The organism is Pseudomonas sp. ANT_H4 (genome assembly GCF_008369295.1).
Lineage (GTDB): Bacteria > Pseudomonadota > Gammaproteobacteria > Pseudomonadales > Pseudomonadaceae > Aquipseudomonas.
Genome location: NZ_VOBG01000006.1, coordinates 167858 through 186092, shown reverse-complemented (window position 1 = coordinate 186092; position 18235 = coordinate 167858). Strand labels below are relative to the sequence as shown.

Genomic DNA, 18235 nt, shown 5'->3' with positions numbered 1-18235 from the left:
AGTCTGGACTGAGCCCGTTGCTGTAGCGCCGGGCTTTTTGCATTATGCGACCGGCCCATATGGAACCGGCGACTTCAAAGACGGCCTAATATGCGTTATCAATTGCCCCCGCGTCGAATCAGCATGAAGCATTTGTTCCCCAGCACCGCCCTCGCTCTTTTCATTGGCCTCGGCCTGTTGCCACTGTCGACCAATACGTTCGCAGCCAACAGCTGGGACAAACTTCAGCCTGATCGCGACGAGGTGATTGCCAGCCTTAACGTCGTCGAGTTGCTCAAGCGTCACCACTACAGCAAACCGCCGCTGGACGATGCGCGCTCGGTGATCATCTATGACAGCTACCTAAAGCTGTTGGATCCCTCGCGCAGCTACTTCCTGGCCAGCGACATTGCCGAGTTCGATAAGTGGAAGACGCAGTTTGACGACTTCCTCAAAAGCGGCGATTTGCAGCCCGGCTTCACCATCTACAAGCGTTACCTGGACCGCGTCAAAGCGCGTCTGGACTTCGCCTTGGGTGAGCTGAACAAAGGCGTCGACAAGCTCGACTTCACCCAGAAGGAAACCTTGCTGGTGGATCGCAAGGACGCCCCTTGGCTGACCAGCACCGCCGCCCTGGATGACCTGTGGCGCAAGCGCGTCAAGGATGAAGTCCTGCGCTTGAGGATCGCCGGTAAAGAACCTAAAGCGATTCAAGAGCTGTTGACCAAGCGCTACAAGAATCAGTTGGCGCGTCTGGATCAGACCCGTGCCGAAGATATCTTCCAGGCCTACATCAACACCTTTGCGATGTCCTACGACCCGCACACCAATTATCTGTCACCAGATAACGCGGAAAATTTCGATATCAATATGAGTCTGTCCCTGGAAGGCATCGGTGCCGTCCTGCAGAGCGATAACGACCAGGTCAAGATCGTGCGCCTGGTGCCGGCAGGTCCGGCGGACAAGACCAAGCAGGTCGCTCCGGCTGACAAGATCATCGGTGTAGCCCAGGCCGACAAAGAGATGGTCGACGTGGTCGGCTGGCGGCTGGACGAAGTGGTCAAGCTGATCCGTGGACCAAAAGGCACCGTGGTACGCCTGGAAGTGATTCCTCACAGCAACGCGCCAAACGACCAGACCAGCAAAATCGTCTCGATTACCCGTGAAGCCGTGAAGCTTGAAGACCAGGCCGTGAAAAAATCGGTGCTCAACCTCAAGCAGGATGGCAAGGACTACAAACTCGGCGTAATTGAAATCCCGGCCTTCTACCTGGACTTCAAGGCGTTCCGCGCCGGTGATCCTGACTACAAGAGCACCACTCGCGACGTCAAGAAGCTGCTGACCGAACTACAGAAAGAGAAAGTCGACGGCGTGGTCATCGACCTGCGCAACAACGGCGGCGGCTCCTTGCAGGAAGCCACCGAGCTGACCAGCCTGTTTATCGACAAGGGTCCGACCGTGTTGGTCCGCAATGCTGACGGCCGTGTCGACGTGCTCGAAGACGAGAACCCGGGCGCCTTCTACAAAGGGCCGATGGCGTTGCTGGTCAACCGCCTCTCGGCGTCGGCTTCGGAGATTTTCGCCGGCGCGATGCAGGACTACCACCGCGCGTTGATCATCGGCGGCCAGACCTTCGGCAAAGGCACCGTGCAGACCATTCAGCCGCTGAACCATGGCGAACTGAAACTGACTCTGGCCAAGTTCTATCGGGTTTCCGGGCAGAGCACCCAGCATCAGGGCGTACTGCCGGATATCGATTTCCCGTCGATCATCGACACCAAGGAAATCGGCGAGAGCGCCCTGCCCGAAGCCATGCCGTGGGACACCATCCGTCCTGCGATCAAGCCTGCATCGGACCCGTTCAAGCCCTTCCTGGCCCAGCTCAAGGCCGAACATGACGCCCGCTCCGCCAAGGATGCCGAGTTCGTGTTTATCCGCGACAAGCTGGCCCTGGCCAAGAAGCTGATGGCCGAGAAAACCGTCAGCCTCAATGAAGTGGATCGCCGCGCGCAGCACAGCGACATCGAGAGTCAGCAACTTGTACTGGAGAACACCCGCCGCAAGGCCAAGGGTGAAGACCCACTCAAGGAACTGAAGAAAGAAGATGAAGATGCGCTGCCGACCGAGCCTGAAAAAACTAAGCCGGAAGACGACGCCTACCTGAGCGAGACCGGGCGGATTCTGCTGGACTACTTGAAAATCAGCAAGACAGTGGCCAAGCAGTAAATGATGGCAATTTAATATGATCACTCCCCGGAGTGTCATCAAATAGACATCATTCTGTCGTGAAATGAAGGACCGGATACGTAACGTATCCGGTCCTTTTTTTTCGACAGAGAACACCATGACCATGACCGAACAGCTGAATGCCCTGGGTTCCATCCTGGCTCAAGGCAGTTTGCACAGTCTGTTCCAACCGATCATTTCCCTCTCCGAACGGCGCATCCTCGGTTACGAAGCATTGAGCCGCGGCCCGTCCAACAGCCCTTTGCACTCCCCTGTCGCACTGTTCTCCGTGGCCCGCCACGCTGGGCGTCTCAGTGAGCTGGAAATGGCCTGCCGGCAAAGCGCCTGCAGGCGGTTCAGCGAACAGAAACTGCCGGGCAAGCTGTTTCTCAACGTCTCGCCAGAATCCCTGCTGGAAACCGCCCACCAACCGGGACGCACTCTGCAACTACTGCGTGACTTCGGCATTCCTCCCAGCCAGGTGGTGATCGAACTCACCGAACAAACCCCGACCGACGATTTTCAACTGCTGCAAACCGCATTGCATCACTACCGCGCCATGGGGTTTTCGATTGCCCTCGACGATCTGGGCGCCGGCTATTCCAGCCTGCGCTTGTGGTCCGAGTTGCGCCCGGACTATGTGAAGATCGACCGGCACTTTATCGATGGCATCCACCAGGACGCACTCAAGCGCGAGTTCGTCGGCTCGATCCTGCAAATCGCCAGGGCGTCCCGTGCGCAGGTGATCGCCGAAGGTATCGAGTTATCAGAAGAACTGGCCGTGCTGACGGAAATGGGCGTCGACCTGATCCAGGGTTATCTACTCTGCCGCCCTCAGGAACATCCGCCCCAGGAAGCACGGTTAATGTTGCCCAAACCGGACAACACCATCGTGCCCCTCAACGATGAGACCAGCGACCTCAGCGCCCTGCTCAACGAGCAGCCGGCGGTGGGCCAAGACACAGCCACCGCCCAAGTGCTGGAGGCCTTTCGCCGCCAGGCCAACCTCAACTCACTGGCGGTGCTGGATGAGCGTGGCCAGCCCATTGGCATCGTGCATCGACATTCGCTCTCGGACGCGCTGCTCAAGCCCTTTGCCACCGACCTGTTTGCCCGCAAGCCCATCAGCCGCTTGATGAGTGACGACTTTCTCGCCGTGGAGTTGAGCCAGTCCTTGCAACAGGTCAGCCGCCTGCTCACTAGCCGTGCGCGGCAGCGGATTGAAGAAGATTTCATCATCACCCTCAACGGTAACTACCTGGGACTGGGCCGGGTGATTGATGTGCTCAAATTGATTACCGAACTGAAAATCCAGCAGGCCCGCTACGCCAACCCGCTGACCCTGCTGCCCGGCAACGTGCCAATCCAGCAGTGCCTGACGCGGCTCTTGCAGCAGCAGCGCGAATCGGTGATCTGCTATGTGGATATCGACAGCTTCAAGCCGTTCAACGACATCTATGGCTATGGGCGCGGCGATGAAGTGCTGCTGTGCCTGGCGCAATGCCTGAACGATCGGGTAGACCCGAGCCGCGACTTTGTCGGGCACATAGGCGGCGATGATTTTTTGCTGGTGTTGGGTGCCCAGGATTGGCGCAAGCGGCTGAATCAACTAGTGGATGACTTCCAGACTCAGTGCCGACGTTTTTACCGCAGCGAACACCTGGAAGCTGGCTGTTTTATCGCGCTGAATCGGCAAGGGGTGCGCCAGGAGTTTGCGTTGTTGTCACTGTCCATTGGCGTGGTGCATTTGCATCCACAGAGCTGTGGGCATCTCGATGCCAGCCAACTGGCCGAGCTGGCATCGCAGGCCAAGCACCACGCCAAGAATGTGGCGGGGTATAGCATTCATGTGATTGATAGCTTGCGGTTGGAACTGGGGGAGCCAGAATCCCTGTAGGGGATTCAGCCCAGCTGTTCCAGGCGAATGGCCGCCAATGGATGCCCGGCCTTGGCGGCGATTTTCCACCAACGGGCCGCTTCCACCGGGTCCGGCGCTTTGCCCAGGCTTCCCGCCAGGCTTAACACGCCCACCTGATAAGCCGCCTTGCCATCACCGGCCTGAGCGGCCAGGCGCAGCAAGCGCACCCCCTCTTCACGGGCGCCGAGGCCTTGGCCGCGAAAGGTCAGGATATGCCCGTAGAAACTTTGCGCCTCTACATTCCCCAGATTGGCCATGCGCGCGAACTGACCTTCCAGCCAGTGCCAGCCACGGGGCTGCTGCATGAACCAGGACCAATGAAACAGTTTGCGCGCTAGCCAATAGCTGACATACGCCTTGAGTTTCCAGAGCACTCAGGCCTCCACCGATTCAGGATAATCGTACTCAAACACTCGGACCACTTCCGATGCGTGCCATGATGCGGCAGCGACGCCATCGGACGGCCCGCAAAAGCGACCAAGGCGCTCGACGCACTCAAAAAAGCCGGTACGTGGCAGGCGGCTAGCGCCCTGGCTGATCACCAGGGAACTGCGCAACGGTTGATCGGCCTTGGCATCCAGGGCCGCCAAATGCTCCAGGGCGGCTGTCAGGGTTTGCATGGCCGGGGTAGGAAATTGCAGGCGCTCCAACAGGGCGCGATAGGTCAAGAGGTGTCGCTGGCGGCGAGCCTGGTCGAGTTCGTTGAGCAACCCATCCCAGTGTTGACGGCTGATGCGCACGCTCACACTTCATCCCTCCAACCGGCGATACCCAGTTCCCAGGCCAAGCTGCGGCGGATGGCGGCATCCGGCTGGCGTTCGCCGCTTTCGATCAAGCCCAGGTACGACGGGCTGATACCCACGGTGCGGGCCAGAGTCTCGATGGCTAGGCCCTTTGCCTCGCGCAAGCTGGACAGGTGCGCCAATGGCCGAAAATCCTGATCGACAGCGGCCTGGGGGATATTCGATGAAGGCGTCGTAGGCTGCTGCAGACCGGCGGTTTTTAACAATGCCTGGTACTGAGCCCATGGCAAAACCGCGTATTCGGGTTCGCCATCCCGTGAAATTATTTGTATATCCATGACTGCCCCGTAGGATCACAACACTTACTGAGTAAGTACTTTCCTTAGGAGTGTAATCCTAACAGCCACAAAGAGCGCAGGGGGATAATCCACGCGCTCAGTTTTTTTTCGGGTTTTCCTGCTCCAGAAGCTGCGGTGTGTCAGGCAGGCGCTCAACCACCGCAAGTTTTTCGGGGCGCTGGCGTTCACGCCAGGCGCGAAAAGCGCTCAGTTCGCCGTCCAGGGTCTTCATGACCCATGCCAGCACGGCAATGTCGTCGAGCATGCCGAACATGGGGATAAAGTCCGGGATCGCATCGATGGGGCTGAGGAAGTACATCAAGCCCGCCACCACCGACACCAGGGCCTTGGGACTGATCGCCCGGTACTCGCCGCGCCAATAAGCCAGGCACAGCGCCTGCAGCAACTTGAGGTCGTCCTTGAGCTTTCCCAGCCGGTTACCCTGGCTGGAGCCTTTGGCAGCCACCGCGAACAACAGGGTCGGCAAACGACCGCGACCAAGAAGGCGTGCGGCCAAAGGCAGGAAACGGGTGAAATTCCAGGGTGCTTTCATTGTCACTCCAGTTCCAGGCGACAGAAAAGGTTATCCACACAAGTTGTGGATAACCTTGTGAACAGAGCGCATTTTCGCGGCTGCAAGGCCCGGATTACAAGGCCCACGGTCAGATCGGGCGTTTTTTGCGCATATAAAAAAAACCCAAGATTTCATTGACTTGGGGGGCATCTGCGGATACCCGCACTCAGGTCTTTTATCAGACTGCCCTCAGTCGCACACGTTCGGTTGGATTTGCACTGGATTCAAAGCACTGTAGGAGCTGTCGAGCTTTAGCGAGGCTGCGATGGCATCGCGGCGGTCTTACAAGGGCTGCGGGGATTGAGAGGTACGATTGCACCAGAAACAACAACGCCCCGTCGAGACGGGGCGTTGGGTGTTCAGCTGCGTGTTACTTGGCAGCTGGTGCTTCAGCCTTGGCCGGGTCCTTGATCGCCAGCAATTCCAGGTCGAATACCAGCACGGAGTTGGCTGGAATCGCCGGGCTCGGGCTCTGGGCACCGTAGGCCAGGTCGGATGGGATGTACAACTCAACCTTCTCGCCCACGTGCATCAGTTGCAGGCCTTCAACCCAACCTGGAATCACGCCGCTGACCGGCAGGTCAATCGGGCTGCCGCGATCCACGGAGCTGTCAAAGGTGGTGCCGTTGGTGAGCTTGCCGGTGTAGTGAACAGTCACTACGTCGGTAGGCTTGGGCTCAGCACCCTCAGCTTTCTTCACGATCTTGTATTGCAGACCGGAAGCGGTAGTGACAACGCCGTCTTTCTTGGCGTTTTCTTCGAGGAATTTCTTGCCAGCGGTTGCCGACTCTTCACTCATCTTGGTCATACGCTCTTCAGCACGTTTTTGCAGTGCGGCGAAGGCTTCGACCAGTTCGTCGTCTTTCAGCTTCTGTTCTTTCTTGCCGACGGCATCTTCAATGCCCTGGGCGACCGCTTTGGAGTCCAGGTCATCCATGCCTTCCTGAGCCAGGCTTTTGCCCATGTTCAGGCCGATACCGTAGGAAGCTTTCTGCGCCGGGGTTTTCAGCTCTACGCTGGTTTGCGAATCACAACCCGCAAGTACCAGGCTAACCAGGGCCACCGCCGCCGCCAACCGATGCTGTTTCATGCTATTTCCTTGTTCATGCGCCAAAAGGGCATTCGAGTAAAGTCGCGAGCTTATCAGGCGGCCACGACCAATGGCTACCGGCATGTGAGCAGGAAACTTCTGATAAGTTCACGTGTTTAAACGCATTTTCATCCATACCAACGCTCTGCAACGGATGCTGGGACCGCCAGAAACCGTCCATGAGCAGGGCTCATGGTTACTTGCCGCACCCGTTAGGTGATGACATAACAGCGCTACCACTCGACAAGGATAGTTATCTTGCGCATTTTTTCCCGTGTTTTACTCCTGGCCCTCGCATTACTGGGCGTCGGCCTTGCAGTGCTGCTCTATTACGTTGCCAACCCGAAACTGCCGGAGTACGTGCCGGTGGAGCAGGTGCACTACCAGAATCAATGGAGTGCGGCCGATCGCCAGACGTATTACTTCACGCCCCAGGGCACTCAGGTCAAGGGCCTGCGCTATGACTGGTTCACCGCACTGGAACTGCCGTTTTCCCAGCAACGTTTTGCCGCGCCCGAATACCTGGCGCGCTTCGGCTTCCTGGTAGACCCGCGACAACAGGTCACAGCCCAAAACCCCGGCAACCTGCCTGTCGGCTTCGCCCGACACAAGAACGCCGGCAGCAACGACGAGTTTCTAGACATCACTTGCGCCGCCTGCCACACCGGCGAGCTGCACTTCAAGGGCCAGGCCTTACGCATCGACGGTGGTTCAGCCCAGCACGTATTGCCCTCCAGCGTCCCTACCCTGCGTGGTGGCAGTTTCGGCCAGGCGTTAGTGGCCAGCCTCGCGTCCACCTATTACAACCCGTGGAAATTCGAGCGTTTCGCCCGCTCGGTGCTGGGGGATGAATACGATGCCCAACATAGCCAGCTGCGCCAGGACTTCAAAAAGTCCCTGAACAATTTCCTTAAGGTCGCCTGGAACGACACCCATCGCGGCCTCTACCCCACCGAAGAAGGCCCAGGCCGCACCGACGCCTTCGGCCGCATCGCCAATGCCAGCTTCGGCGATGCCATTTCCCCGGACAACTACCGCATCGCCAACGCCCCGGTGGATTACCCGCAACTGTGGGACATGTGGAACTTCGACTGGGTGCAATGGAACGGCTCGGCCCAGCAACCCATGGCGCGCAATATCGGTGAAGCCCTGGGCGTGGGCGCAACCCTGGATTTCTTCGACAGCGCCGGCCAGCCTCTCAAGGGCGATGCGCGCTACCCGTCCAGCGTGCGAGTTCGCGACTTGAACCTGATTGAGGAAACCCTGCAACGGCTCAAGCCCCCCACCTGGCCTGAAGAACTGTTCGGCGTCGTCGACAAGCCACTGGCGGCTCAAGGCCGCGCCCTGTTTAGCAAAAACTGCGCAGGCTGCCACGAGCCAACCGTTACCCAAGTCAATGGTCGCCCGGTGCAGCAACTGAAAGTGCTCCCCGTCGAGGTGATCGGCACCGACCCTGGTACCGCCAGCAACATCGCCGACCAGCGTTACGACCTCAGCGCCCTGCAATGGGACCCGGCAGAATTGGCGCAGTTGAACGTCGAGCTGCACCCGACGCCAACCGAGCCTCTGGACCTGCGACAAATATCGGTGGCCAAGGGGCTGGCCTACGTCACCGCCTTCGTCGAAGAGCATGCTTATCGCGCTGCCGGTGTCACCCCGGCCGAACGCCCGCGCCTGGACGGCTACGGCTTGCCGATTGGCGTGCGCGAGTTACGCGCCTACAAGGCACGCCCGCTGGCCGGTGTGTGGGCCACGCCGCCGTTCCTGCACAACGGCTCGGTACCGACGATCTACCAGTTGCTCTCTCCCCAGGACGAGCGCAGCCGTACCTTCTATAAAGGCACCTTCGACTACGACCCGCGTCACCTGGGCTATCAAACCTGGGCCTTTAAAAACGCCTTCCTGTTCGATACGCAGATCACCGGCAACCACAACAGCGGTCACGAATTCCGTGCCGGCAAGCGGGGTAACGGCGTGATCGGGCGTGGCTTGCTACCCGAGGAACGCTGGGCGCTGCTGGAATATTTGAAAGTACTGGGCGGCCCGCTGGAACAGCAACTGCCCTGATCAACCGTCTTCGTCAAAAAGGATTTTTCAATGCTCGCTCGACTTTGGCTGCGCCTCGGCACGTTTCTCGGCAAGACCCTGTTGTGGCTGGTGGGCCTGGGCTTGCTCGGCTGGTTGCTGTCCACCATCTGGTTCGCCTGGCAACACAGCGGCCCGGTGTCGCCGGATGAACAAATCCCGCCAGGGGAAGCCGCCATGACCCAAGGCATCATTCAGACAGCGGTGCGCATCGTCGATCAGCACCGCGAGGGCACGCGTTATTTACGCGACGCCCATGCCAAGGCTCACGGCTGCGTGAAGGCCGAGGTCAGCGTGCTGGCGGACCTCGACCCGGCCCTGCGCCAGGGCGTTTTTGCCGAGCCGGGCAAAACCTGGCAGGCGACCCTGCGCCTGTCCAACGGCAACGCCTACCCGCAGTTCGACAGCATTCGCGATGCCCGGGGCATGGCGATCAAGTTGCTCGATGTACCGGGCAAGCAACTGCTGGCCGATCAGCAGGCGCGCAGCGAACAGGATTTCGTTATGTTCAGTCATCCGAACTTCTTTGTCAGCGACGTTGCTGAGTACGCGCAGAACGTAGGCGCCCAGGCCGATGGCAAAAAAGTCATGGCCTTCTTCCCAAGCCTCGACCCGCGCAGTTGGCAGGTGCGCCACCTGTTTATCGCCCTGGCGACCCTGGCCCCAGCGCCTGCCAGTACGACCCAGACCACCTACTTTTCCGTATCGCCCTACAAGTTCGGCACGGCCAACGCCAAGTTTCGCGTCGCACCCGACCCGCAAAGCTGCCCGGAGTACTCCCTGCCCAAACAGAATCAGGACCTGCCGAACTTCCTGCGCAGCGCCTTGAATCAGCAGTTGTCCACCGACCGTGTGGCGGCGTGTTTTGTCCTGCAAATCCAGCGGCAGAATCCACAGAAATACATGCCGATCGAAGACACCAGCATCGAGTGGAAGCAAAGCGATGCACCTTATAAAACTGTCGCCAACATCAAGATCCCGGCCCAGGATTTCGATACGCCGGCGCTGAACCTGGCCTGCGATAACCAGTCGTTCAACCCGTGGTTCGGCCTGGAAGAGCACCGGCCGATTGGCGGGATCAACCGACTGCGCAAAGCGGTGTACGAAGCGGTCAGCGACTACCGTCACAGCCGTAACTTGTAAAGGTTTCATATAGATTCGAGGGCGATCATAACGATTGCGTCGAGTCTATTGAGACACTGGCGCCCCGCCACTACCGTGGCTTCCTACCCCTCACACTCGTAGGAAGTCACCGTGGAAAGCTCAACACTCGGCATGATAGTACTTTCAATGATTGCGCTGTTCGGCGCCGCGTCCTTTTGCTTTGACCATCTGTCCACGCGCCAACCGAAAAAGAAAAAAGCCAAGTAATCCGATCAGCTCTTCACGCCTGGATCACTGGCGGACGCTGGCTCGTCGATCACCAGTTCCTGGGGAATTTCGTCCACGCGCGGATCGAGCATGGCGGCCATGGCGCCCATTGGGTGCTCCGGCATTACGACGTGATGCAGCGGTGCGCCGTCCACCAGGTATTCGCCAGTGACCTGCTTGGGCGCAGGCCGATAAAGGTCAGGTCAGGAGGTGGTTTTCAAGGTGTAGGCATGTGCCAGCAACCACTGGCGAAAACTGCGGGCAGCCGATGGCGGGTTGCGATGGTGCGGTTGCATCAGTTGCAGGCGCCCGCGGCTGAGCATGCTGTGGGGCAAGGCCATTTGCAGGCGCCCTGCCGCCAACTCACCCTCCAGCAGGCTTTTCCAGCCCAGGGCTACGCCATGGCCCATCACCGCCGATTGCATGAGCAGTTGGTAGCTGTTGGTGCGCAAGGCATGGCGCGGGGCGTGGTAATGGGCGCCGGCATCGACGAACCAGTCGGTCCAGGTCAGCCAGTCGTGATAGTGATCCTCGACGATCAGCAAGGTGTGGGCATGAAGCAGGTGCTGCGGGTCGCGGATCGGCCCGTGACGCTCCACATAGCTGGGGCTGCAGACAGTGATGACCTGCTCGCTGTCGAATACCGGCGTCAGCTCCAGGCCGTGAGGCGCAGGCAGCTCATCCAGGTGATAAAACAAGCCCAGGTCATACTCGCTGACATCCAGATGGCTCGGACTCTCGCTGCACAGGATGCGGATATCCAGGTCCGGGTGCTGACTCTGGAAAGCGGGCAACAGCGCGGCGAGCCAGATTGAACTGATGGTCGGCGTGCTGGCCAGCGTGAGTTGGCGATCCGCCCCTCGGCGGCGCAACTCGGCCGACTCGCGATCCAGCTCGCGCAACAAACGCTGGATAGTGCGAAAGTAACGCTCACCTGCAGGCGTCAGGCTGATGCCCAGTGCCAGTCGATGGAACAGCGGGCGCGCCAGGTCTTCTTCCAGGCGCTTGATCTGCCGGCTCACCGCGCTTTGGGTCAGGTTCAGTTCATGGGCGGCCTGGGTAAAGCTCAAATGGCGAGCTGCAGCCTCGAATGTCTGCAAGCAGTTGAGCGGTGGAAGATCGACGTTTCGGCGCGACATGAGGGTTTCCAATGGCAAGCGCTGGCACCGATGAACTGGCGCCAGCGGGTGATCAGGTTTATGGGCATCCTGCCACTTGATCATTCACAGCGCGACCCGGGCTACACGTTTGCTCCATTGGCGACGATGCACCCACTGGCCATTTTCCCATGCCACTTGCTCGGCCTCGATGTAGAACCACTGAGCATCGGCGTGCACATGCAGGCTGCTGTCCACCTCCACCGACCACTGATCACGACTGACACGGTAGTGCCACTGGATATCGGCACGGGTCGACAACGGGTCCCACGCCAAGGTGCGGTACTGCTCGGTGCAGCGCTGGTCCACCGACAACCCATGATCGGTGAAACGTACCGCGCCCAGGTCATCCTCGATCTTCACGCAGACTTCACCGCTGCCGACATCTTCCATCAGCGTGCGTTTCGGCACGGCGGCGCGCAGGACTTCCAGGGCCGCTGGCGGGGCTGATTGCGGGGCTTCGAACGGGCACTCTATAGCCTCGCCGGTAAAAACGGGCAACTGCACGCTTTGCAGTTCGGGCAGCAAGGTCAGGGTGGTCAATTCGCGACTGGGCCACAGCAGCGGGAAACTGGCGGTGCTGAGGGCCAGGCGCAAACGGTAGCCAGCCGGAAGGCGCATGCCGACGTGATCCAGGCTCAATTGCACGTCCATCGGTTCGCCCGGCACCGGCGGTGTCACCCGGGAAACATCTTCGCGAAGGGTGAGATTGAGCACGCCATAAGTGATCTGCGTGACCTGACCATCGGGGGCCACGGCATTAAGACGGGCCACCAGTTGCCCGCAGGTGGTATCGCTGGCCACTCGCAGGTTCAAACGCACGTCGCCCAGCAGCGCCAGCGGCTCGGTCAGCGGCAGGGAGTCGAAGCACAGGGAGTGAGCGTCGTCGCGGCGCTGATCCGTCGGGCCGTCGGGACCGAACCAGATGGCGCAATATTTACCTTGATGCAGGCCAGTGGTCAGTGGCGAACAGACACTGCGTGCAGTCGCCAATGGCTGGCGGCCCGGCGCAAGACCCGCGTCGTCGAGGCTGTAATCGGTCCATTGAACCTGAGGATCAGGCCAGCCCGATGTCCGCACCCACACACCCGGCCGCTCGGCGTAACTGCCCTTGGGTGGCAGAACGTCCTGTAGGTAAAAAGTGCAGGTGGCGTCATCCATCACCCCGTTGTCGATGCCCTTGAGCCAGTGATCCCACCAGCGCTTGGCCTCCTGCAAAAAGCCGATAGCCGGGTTGGGCACAGCGAAATGCGGGTACTTGTGAATCCACGGGCCGATCATCGCTTTCTTCGCACCCGGCAGGTTTTCCATCAGCCGTGGCACGGCATTCTTGTAGGCATCGCCCCAGCCACCGACGGCATACACCGCCGCCTTGATCGCCGAGTAGTCCTCGCACACCGAACCATGGCGCCAGTAATCATCGCGGGTCTGGTGTTGCAGCCAGGTCTCGGCCAGCAGCGGCATGGCGTCCAGGCGCTCCTGCCACATGGCTTTCCAGTCTTCGCCCATCAGCAAAGGATCGGGCACCGCAGCGCTGAAGTTGAGCATGGTGGCGGCCCAGCCGAAATTCTCCATCAACAGGTTGCCGCCCTTGTAATGGATGTCATCGGCAAAGCGGTCATCGGTGGAGCACAGGGTGATGATCGCCTTCAATGCCTCGGGCTGGCGCGCCGCCACTTGCAGGCCGTTGAAGCCGCCCCAGGAGATGCCCATCATCCCCACGTTGCCGTCGCACCAGGGTTGCTGGCATAGCCAGTCGATCACTTCGAGGGCGTCATCCTGTTCCTGCAGCAGGTATTCATCGGCCATCAGGCCTTGGGATTCACCGTTGCCGCGCATGTCCACCCGCACACAGACATAGCCCTGCCCGGCCATCCACGGATGGGTCAGTGCATCGCGCACGGCAGTGCCGTCGCGCTTGCGGTACGGCAGGTATTCGAGGATCGCCGGGAAAGCTTGATCGCCTGCGGTTTCCGGCAGCCAGATGCGGGCGGCCAGTTGTGTGCCATCGCTCAGCGGGATCAGGCAATGCTCGATTTCACGGACCTTGTGGGCAAACTCGGTAACGATTTCCATCGGTAACTCCAGAAGCGGGTAGACGTTATTGCAAGCAAACGACTCCCACGCGTTCAAGCTGGAACGCATGAGAAGACACGCAGGATCAGTCGGTCAGCGGACAAAATCCGGTAACGGGCTGGCGCCACGCAGGCCAGGCTCCGGCGTCGTCACCGCAAGGTTTTTCACCTCCAGCAACGCCGGGTTTTTCAGCCAGTAGATCAACGAGGTGCTAGCCAGCAGTACCAGGATCATCCCCGGCAAGCCGCCGAGGTTGGAGAGCATCTTCACCCCGTCGATGCCGACAAAGGCCACCATCACCCACGACACGGTGCCGATGATTACGCCCCAGACGATCTTGAGCGCCGGGTTGCCGTCCAGGTCGGAATCGGCGGTGACGCCCTTGCTGCACAGGTTGGCAATGACATCGGTGCTGGAGTCGGCGGCGGTGACGAACGAGATAAAGGCGACGAACAACAGGAACGCGATCATCAGGCCACTGGCCGGCAACTGCTGGAACATCTGGTACAGCACATGCTCGATGCCCTGCTCATTGAGCACGCGGTTCAAGCTGCCATCACCCAGCGCATCGAAATACAGGCTGCACCCGGAGAAGATGCAGATCCACGCTGCGGTGAACAACGCCGGGTACAGCATGTTGATATGGATAAATTCGCGCACCGTGTAGCCCCGGCCGATCTTGCCGAGGAACAGCGCGCTCACCGGCGCCCAGGCGAACCACACCGACCAGTAGAACACCGTCCAGCTTTGCGGCCAGGTGTCGCCACTGGCGGCTCCGGTAAACAGGCTGCGGCTGAAGAAGGTATCGAGGTAAACACCGAGGGATTCGACGCCGAGGCTGACCATGTACAGGGTCGGTCCACAAAGCAGCACGAACAGCCCCAGGGCCAGCATGATCCAGGTATTGAACGAGGACAGCATGACGATGCCGCGTTGCAAACCACTGGCGGCCGAGGCAACGAAGGTGATGACGATCACGGCGATGATCAGCCCCAGACGCAAGGGCGTGGTTTCGCCGCCGATGTACTGGCTCAGGCCGCCGGACAACGTTAGTGCGCCGGTGCCCAGGGACGAGGCCATGCCGGCCACCAGGGCAAACATCGCCAGGGTATCGATCAGCCCCGCGTAGCGCTTGACCCGCTGCTCGCCCAGCAACGGTTGCAGCATGGCGCCAATGGAAAAGTTGCTGCGCAGGTTGTAGAACACCAACGCAAACACCAGGGACGGCACCAGGTAAATCGCATAGGGGGTGATGGTCCAGTGCAGGAACATCGTCGACATCGCAAAGCTCTTGGCCGCCGCGCTACCGGCCTCGATCGGCAGGCTGGTGGGGGGCGAATACAGGTGATAGAGCGGCTCGGCTGTGGTCCAGAACAACACCCCCACTGCCAACGTGGTACACAGCGCGACCATGAACCAGCGCCATTTACTCAGCAGGGGCTTGGCGTTTTCACCGCCGATGCGCACCTTGCCCAGCGGCGACAAGTAGACGATGCCCGTCAGCACCACCATGGCAAACGAGCCAGCGCTAAACAGCCAAGAGAAGTTTTCGAGAATCATCGTATTGAGCTGTTTGCTGACCGCAAGGAACGCATTCAGGTCGACATAACTGGCAATTACCGCCGCCAGCAAAATCAGAAAGGTTGGCCAGAAGACCAACGGACGCAATGGGTATTTCATGTTGTGCGATTCCCCAGACAGACTATTTTTATTGCCTTTACAGGCCATTTTTAGAGGGCGAACGCCGCGCATCCTGCGTCGAGTGGTTCGCCTTGAAGTCTTCGCGTGGGTATAGATAACCGTTTATGCACAACCGGGCGCAATCGACCAATGGGTATGGGGGCATTCCCTCAGGTCATGACTGGGGCTCCAAATACCGCGTAAAGAACGCGTATAAAAAGGCTATTGGTCATAACGATTACGTCACCTCTATTGAACCACCGCCAACAACCCCACTACCGTGACTTTCTGCACACTCATCTATACGCCGTCTTAATACCCGCACCCGCAATCAGTGCCTGAGCTTGATACCCCGTCCCTTAACCTCCCCGCGTCCGCTATTGCGGCTTATTAATAAGGGGAGCTTTACCGTGTTGACACTCACGTTCATTTATATCGCCAGCGGCTCATGTGCCGTGGGCCTGTTCGCTTATCTGGGTTATGCCCTTATTCGCGCCGAAAAGTTCTAGGGAGTTCGCCATGTACGACTTGATCTTTGTAGGCATCTCCCTGGTGTTTTTTGCTGCGACTGCCATGGCCATTGTCGCCATGGGCAAGATTTGAACGGAGCCTCGATATGTTAAGCACTTTGCTGGAATTTGCGCTGGTCCTGGGGTTGATGACCGGGCTCGCCGTGCTGATGGGCAGGTGGCTGGCCCGGGTATTTACCGGGACCCGCCACGCCCTGCCGGAACGTGCGACGTTTCGCCTGCTGGGCATTGATCCCCTGGAGACCATGGGCTGGGCCCGTTATGGCTCGGCGCTGGTGTTGTCGAACGCGGCGATGATGCTGCTGGGTTATTTCATCCTGCGCCTGCAAGCAGTCATGCCGATCAACCCCCTGGGGTTGGCAGCGCAGGCACCGGACCTGGCGTTCAACACCGCCGCGTCCTTTATTACCAACACCAACTGGCAGGCGTACTCGGGCGAAACCAGCCTATCGAACTTCAGCCAGATGGCGGTCATTACCTTTCTGATGTTTGTCGGCGCCACCTCCGGCGTGGTCGCGGCGGCCGCGTTTATTCGCGGATTGAGCCGCGCCAATTCGGCGGACATCGGCAACTTCTGGGTCGACTTCACCCGCACCCTCTACCGGGTGATGCTGCCGCTGTGCGTGGGCATGGCGCTGGTGTATGTCTGGCAAGGCATGCCGCAGACCTTCGCGTCCCAAGCCCTGGCAACGACGCTGGAAGGCGCGCAACAACAGTTGATCGTCGGCGCAGTGGCCAGCTTTGAATCGATCAAGCACATCGGCACCAATGGCGGTGGCTTTTTCAGCATGAACGCCGCGCACCCGTTCGAAAACCCGACGCCGCTGACCAACATCCTGCACATCCTCAGCATGTTGCTGATCCCATCGGCACTGACCTACACCTTCGGCAGCATGCTGGTGCGTCGCCGTCAGGGCTGGGTGTTTTTCGGCACATTCCTGGTGATGTTCATCGGCTTTTTGGCCCTGGTCTACGGTTCGGAGCAGAACGCCAACCCGTTGCTGACCCAGGCCGGCGCCAATCAGACGCTGTCGATAGAGCAGAGCGGCGGCAATATGGAAGGCAAGGAACTGCGCTTCGGCATCGCCGACAGCAGCTTGTTCATTGCGACTACCACGGCCGCGACCACCGGTTCTGTCAACGCCATGCATGACTCGTTGACACCCATGGGCGGCTTCGTGCCACTGGCGCAGATGATGCTCAACTGCGTGTTTGGCGGCGACGGCGTGGGCTTTATCAACCTGATCCAGTACGCACTGCTGACGGTGTTCCTGGTGGGCATGATGATCGGCCGCAGCCCCGAATTCCTCGGCAAGAAGATCGAGGCCCGGGAGATGAAACTGGTGATGCTCTCGGTACTCGCGCACCCCATCAGCATCCTTGGTTTCACCGCCCTCGCCTCCGTGTGGCCCGACACCATGGCCAGCCTCAACAACCTCGGCCCCCACGGTTTCAGCGAGGTGCTGTACGCCTACACCTCGGGTACCGCCAACAACGGTTCGGCCTTTGCCGGCTTAAACGCCAATACACCATTTTTCAACACCACCATTGGCCTGGCGATGCTGATCGGACGTTTCTTCACCATGCTGCCCATGCTGGCAGTGGCCGGTTCCCTGGCGATGAAGAAAACCGTACCTGCCGGTGCTGGCACCATCCCCACCGCCACCCCGCTGTTTATGTTGCTGGTGGTGTTCGTGGTGCTGGTGGTCGGCGGCCTGACCTTCCTGCCGGCGCTCGCGCTTGGCCCGCTGGTGGAGCAACTGCAGTTGCTGTCCGGCCAGACGTATAAATAAGGACACGTTGATGACGACTCAATCGATATTCAAAGGGCTGTTGCGCCCGGTGCTGGTCTCGGCGGTGTTTTTCATGGCCCTTACGGGCCTGGCATACCCGATATTCACCACCTTTGCCGCACAACTGTTGTTCCCATTCCAGGCCCAGGGGTCGCTGATCGAGCGCGACGGCCTGGTGATCGGCTCGGCCCTGATCGGCCAGCACTTCACCCGCCCGGAGTATTTCCACGGCCGCCCAAGCATGACCCTCGGCGCCGACCCGCAAGACCCGAGCAAAAGCGTGTCGCAGCCCTACAACGCCGGTTCCAGCGGCGCCAGCAACCTGGGGCCGACCAACCAGAAACTGATCGACCAGGTCAGTGCGCGGGTTTTGGCGTATCGCCAGGAGAACGCCCTCGCCGCCGATGCGCAAGTGCCGGTGGATGCCGTCACCGCCTCTGCCTCCGGCCTGGACCCACATATCTCAGTGGCCAACGCACGGATCCAACTGGCACGGGTGGCCCTTCTGCGGCAGGTGCCCGAAGCCGAACTGCTGCAACTGGTGAACGACCACACCGCTGCCCGCACCCTCGCCCTGCTCGGCGAGCCACGGGTCAATGTGCTGCAACTCAACCTCGCGCTGGACGCTCGTCTGCCCCTGCGTCAGCCCCCTATTGCGGCCAGTGAGTAAGAGAT

The 18235-nt window shown here is 59.9% G+C and carries 15 protein-coding genes and 1 pseudogene; 7 read left to right on the top strand and 9 right to left on the bottom strand.

The genetic code is table 11. The annotated features are described in order from the left end of the window. Positions 1–123: 123 nt before the first annotated feature. Together FQ182_RS10170 and FQ182_RS10165 are read left to right on the top strand one after the other, a co-directional pair. Complete coding sequence (locus tag FQ182_RS10170; RefSeq protein WP_178114424.1) at positions 124–2205, top strand: carboxy terminal-processing peptidase; 2082 nt, start codon at positions 124–126, stop codon at positions 2203–2205. Between the two features lie 118 nt (positions 2206–2323). Beyond that, a complete protein-coding gene (locus FQ182_RS10165) occupies positions 2324–4102 on the top strand; it encodes a bifunctional diguanylate cyclase/phosphodiesterase (protein ID WP_149411511.1) in 1779 nt (592 codons plus the stop codon). Positions 4103–4107: 5 nt separating this feature from the next. Here FQ182_RS10165 and FQ182_RS10160 read toward each other — a convergent pair whose 3' ends face one another. The 5 genes from FQ182_RS10160 to FQ182_RS10140 all read right to left on the bottom strand — a co-directional run bounded on the left by FQ182_RS10160 (position 4108) and on the right by FQ182_RS10140 (position 6868). Further along, positions 4108–4497 (bottom strand): tetratricopeptide repeat protein, encoded by a 390-nt coding sequence (locus FQ182_RS10160; RefSeq protein ID WP_149411510.1) that lies wholly within the window; start codon positions 4495–4497, stop codon positions 4108–4110. After that, a complete protein-coding gene (locus tag FQ182_RS10155; protein WP_133099000.1) occupies positions 4498–4869 on the bottom strand; it encodes a hypothetical protein in 372 nt (123 codons plus the stop codon). After that, the gene (locus FQ182_RS10150) at positions 4866–5204 is read right to left on the bottom strand and encodes a helix-turn-helix transcriptional regulator (protein ID WP_149411509.1); all 339 of its coding nucleotides are present in this window, start codon (positions 5202–5204) and stop codon (positions 4866–4868) included. The genes FQ182_RS10155 and FQ182_RS10150 overlap by 4 nt, the downstream gene beginning before the upstream one ends. 97 nt (positions 5205–5301) lie before the next feature. Then, positions 5302–5757 carry a YkvA family protein gene (locus FQ182_RS10145; protein WP_149411508.1) on the bottom strand — a complete coding sequence of 152 codons (456 nt, stop codon included), beginning with the start codon at positions 5755–5757 and terminating at the stop codon, positions 5302–5304. Between the two features lie 391 nt (positions 5758–6148). Continuing rightward, positions 6149–6868 carry an FKBP-type peptidyl-prolyl cis-trans isomerase gene (locus FQ182_RS10140; protein WP_149411507.1) on the bottom strand — a complete coding sequence of 240 codons (720 nt, stop codon included), beginning with the start codon at positions 6866–6868 and terminating at the stop codon, positions 6149–6151. A gap of 258 nt (positions 6869–7126) precedes the next feature. On the opposite strand from FQ182_RS10140, the gene FQ182_RS10135 reads away from it, so the two are divergent. Both FQ182_RS10135 and FQ182_RS10130 read left to right on the top strand, forming a co-directional pair. Further along, positions 7127–8935 carry a di-heme-cytochrome C peroxidase gene (locus FQ182_RS10135; protein ID WP_149411506.1) on the top strand — a complete coding sequence of 603 codons (1809 nt, stop codon included), beginning with the start codon at positions 7127–7129 and terminating at the stop codon, positions 8933–8935. 30 nt (positions 8936–8965) lie between these two features. Next, complete coding sequence (locus FQ182_RS10130; protein WP_149411505.1) at positions 8966–10096, top strand: catalase family protein; 1131 nt, start codon at positions 8966–8968, stop codon at positions 10094–10096. A 233-nt stretch (positions 10097–10329) separates the two neighbouring features. Here FQ182_RS10130 and FQ182_RS10125 read toward each other — a convergent pair. The 4 genes and pseudogenes from FQ182_RS10125 to FQ182_RS10110 all read right to left on the bottom strand — a co-directional run. Continuing rightward, positions 10330–10506, bottom strand: a pseudogene (locus FQ182_RS10125) (MFS transporter); the annotation flags it as partial. A 21-nt stretch (positions 10507–10527) separates the two neighbouring features. Next, positions 10528–11463 carry a LysR substrate-binding domain-containing protein gene (locus tag FQ182_RS10120; RefSeq protein ID WP_149411504.1) on the bottom strand — a complete coding sequence of 312 codons (936 nt, stop codon included), beginning with the start codon at positions 11461–11463 and terminating at the stop codon, positions 10528–10530. Between the two features lie 84 nt (positions 11464–11547). Further along, positions 11548–13557, bottom strand: coding sequence for a CocE/NonD family hydrolase (locus FQ182_RS10115; RefSeq protein ID WP_149411503.1), 2010 nt, complete (start codon positions 13555–13557; stop codon positions 11548–11550). Positions 13558–13650: 93 nt separating this feature from the next. Further along, the gene (locus FQ182_RS10110) at positions 13651–15237 is read right to left on the bottom strand and encodes a BCCT family transporter (RefSeq protein WP_149411502.1); all 1587 of its coding nucleotides are present in this window, start codon (positions 15235–15237) and stop codon (positions 13651–13653) included. Positions 15238–15647: 410 nt separating this feature from the next. Here FQ182_RS10110 and kdpF point away from each other — a divergent pair, with 410 nt between their 5' ends. The 3 genes from kdpF (at position 15648) to kdpC (ending at position 18230) form a co-directional block, all read left to right on the top strand. Further along, positions 15648–15746, top strand: coding sequence for a K(+)-transporting ATPase subunit F (kdpF, locus tag FQ182_RS10105; RefSeq protein ID WP_149411501.1), 99 nt, complete (start codon positions 15648–15650; stop codon positions 15744–15746). Between the two features lie 107 nt (positions 15747–15853). Next, on the top strand, positions 15854–17560 hold the full coding sequence (gene kdpA, locus FQ182_RS10100) for a potassium-transporting ATPase subunit KdpA (RefSeq protein WP_149411500.1): 1707 nt from the start codon (positions 15854–15856) through the stop codon (positions 17558–17560). 10 nt (positions 17561–17570) lie between these two features. Beyond that, complete coding sequence (gene kdpC, locus FQ182_RS10095; protein ID WP_149411499.1) at positions 17571–18230, top strand: K(+)-transporting ATPase subunit C; 660 nt, start codon at positions 17571–17573, stop codon at positions 18228–18230. The last annotated feature ends 5 nt before the right edge of the window (positions 18231–18235 follow it).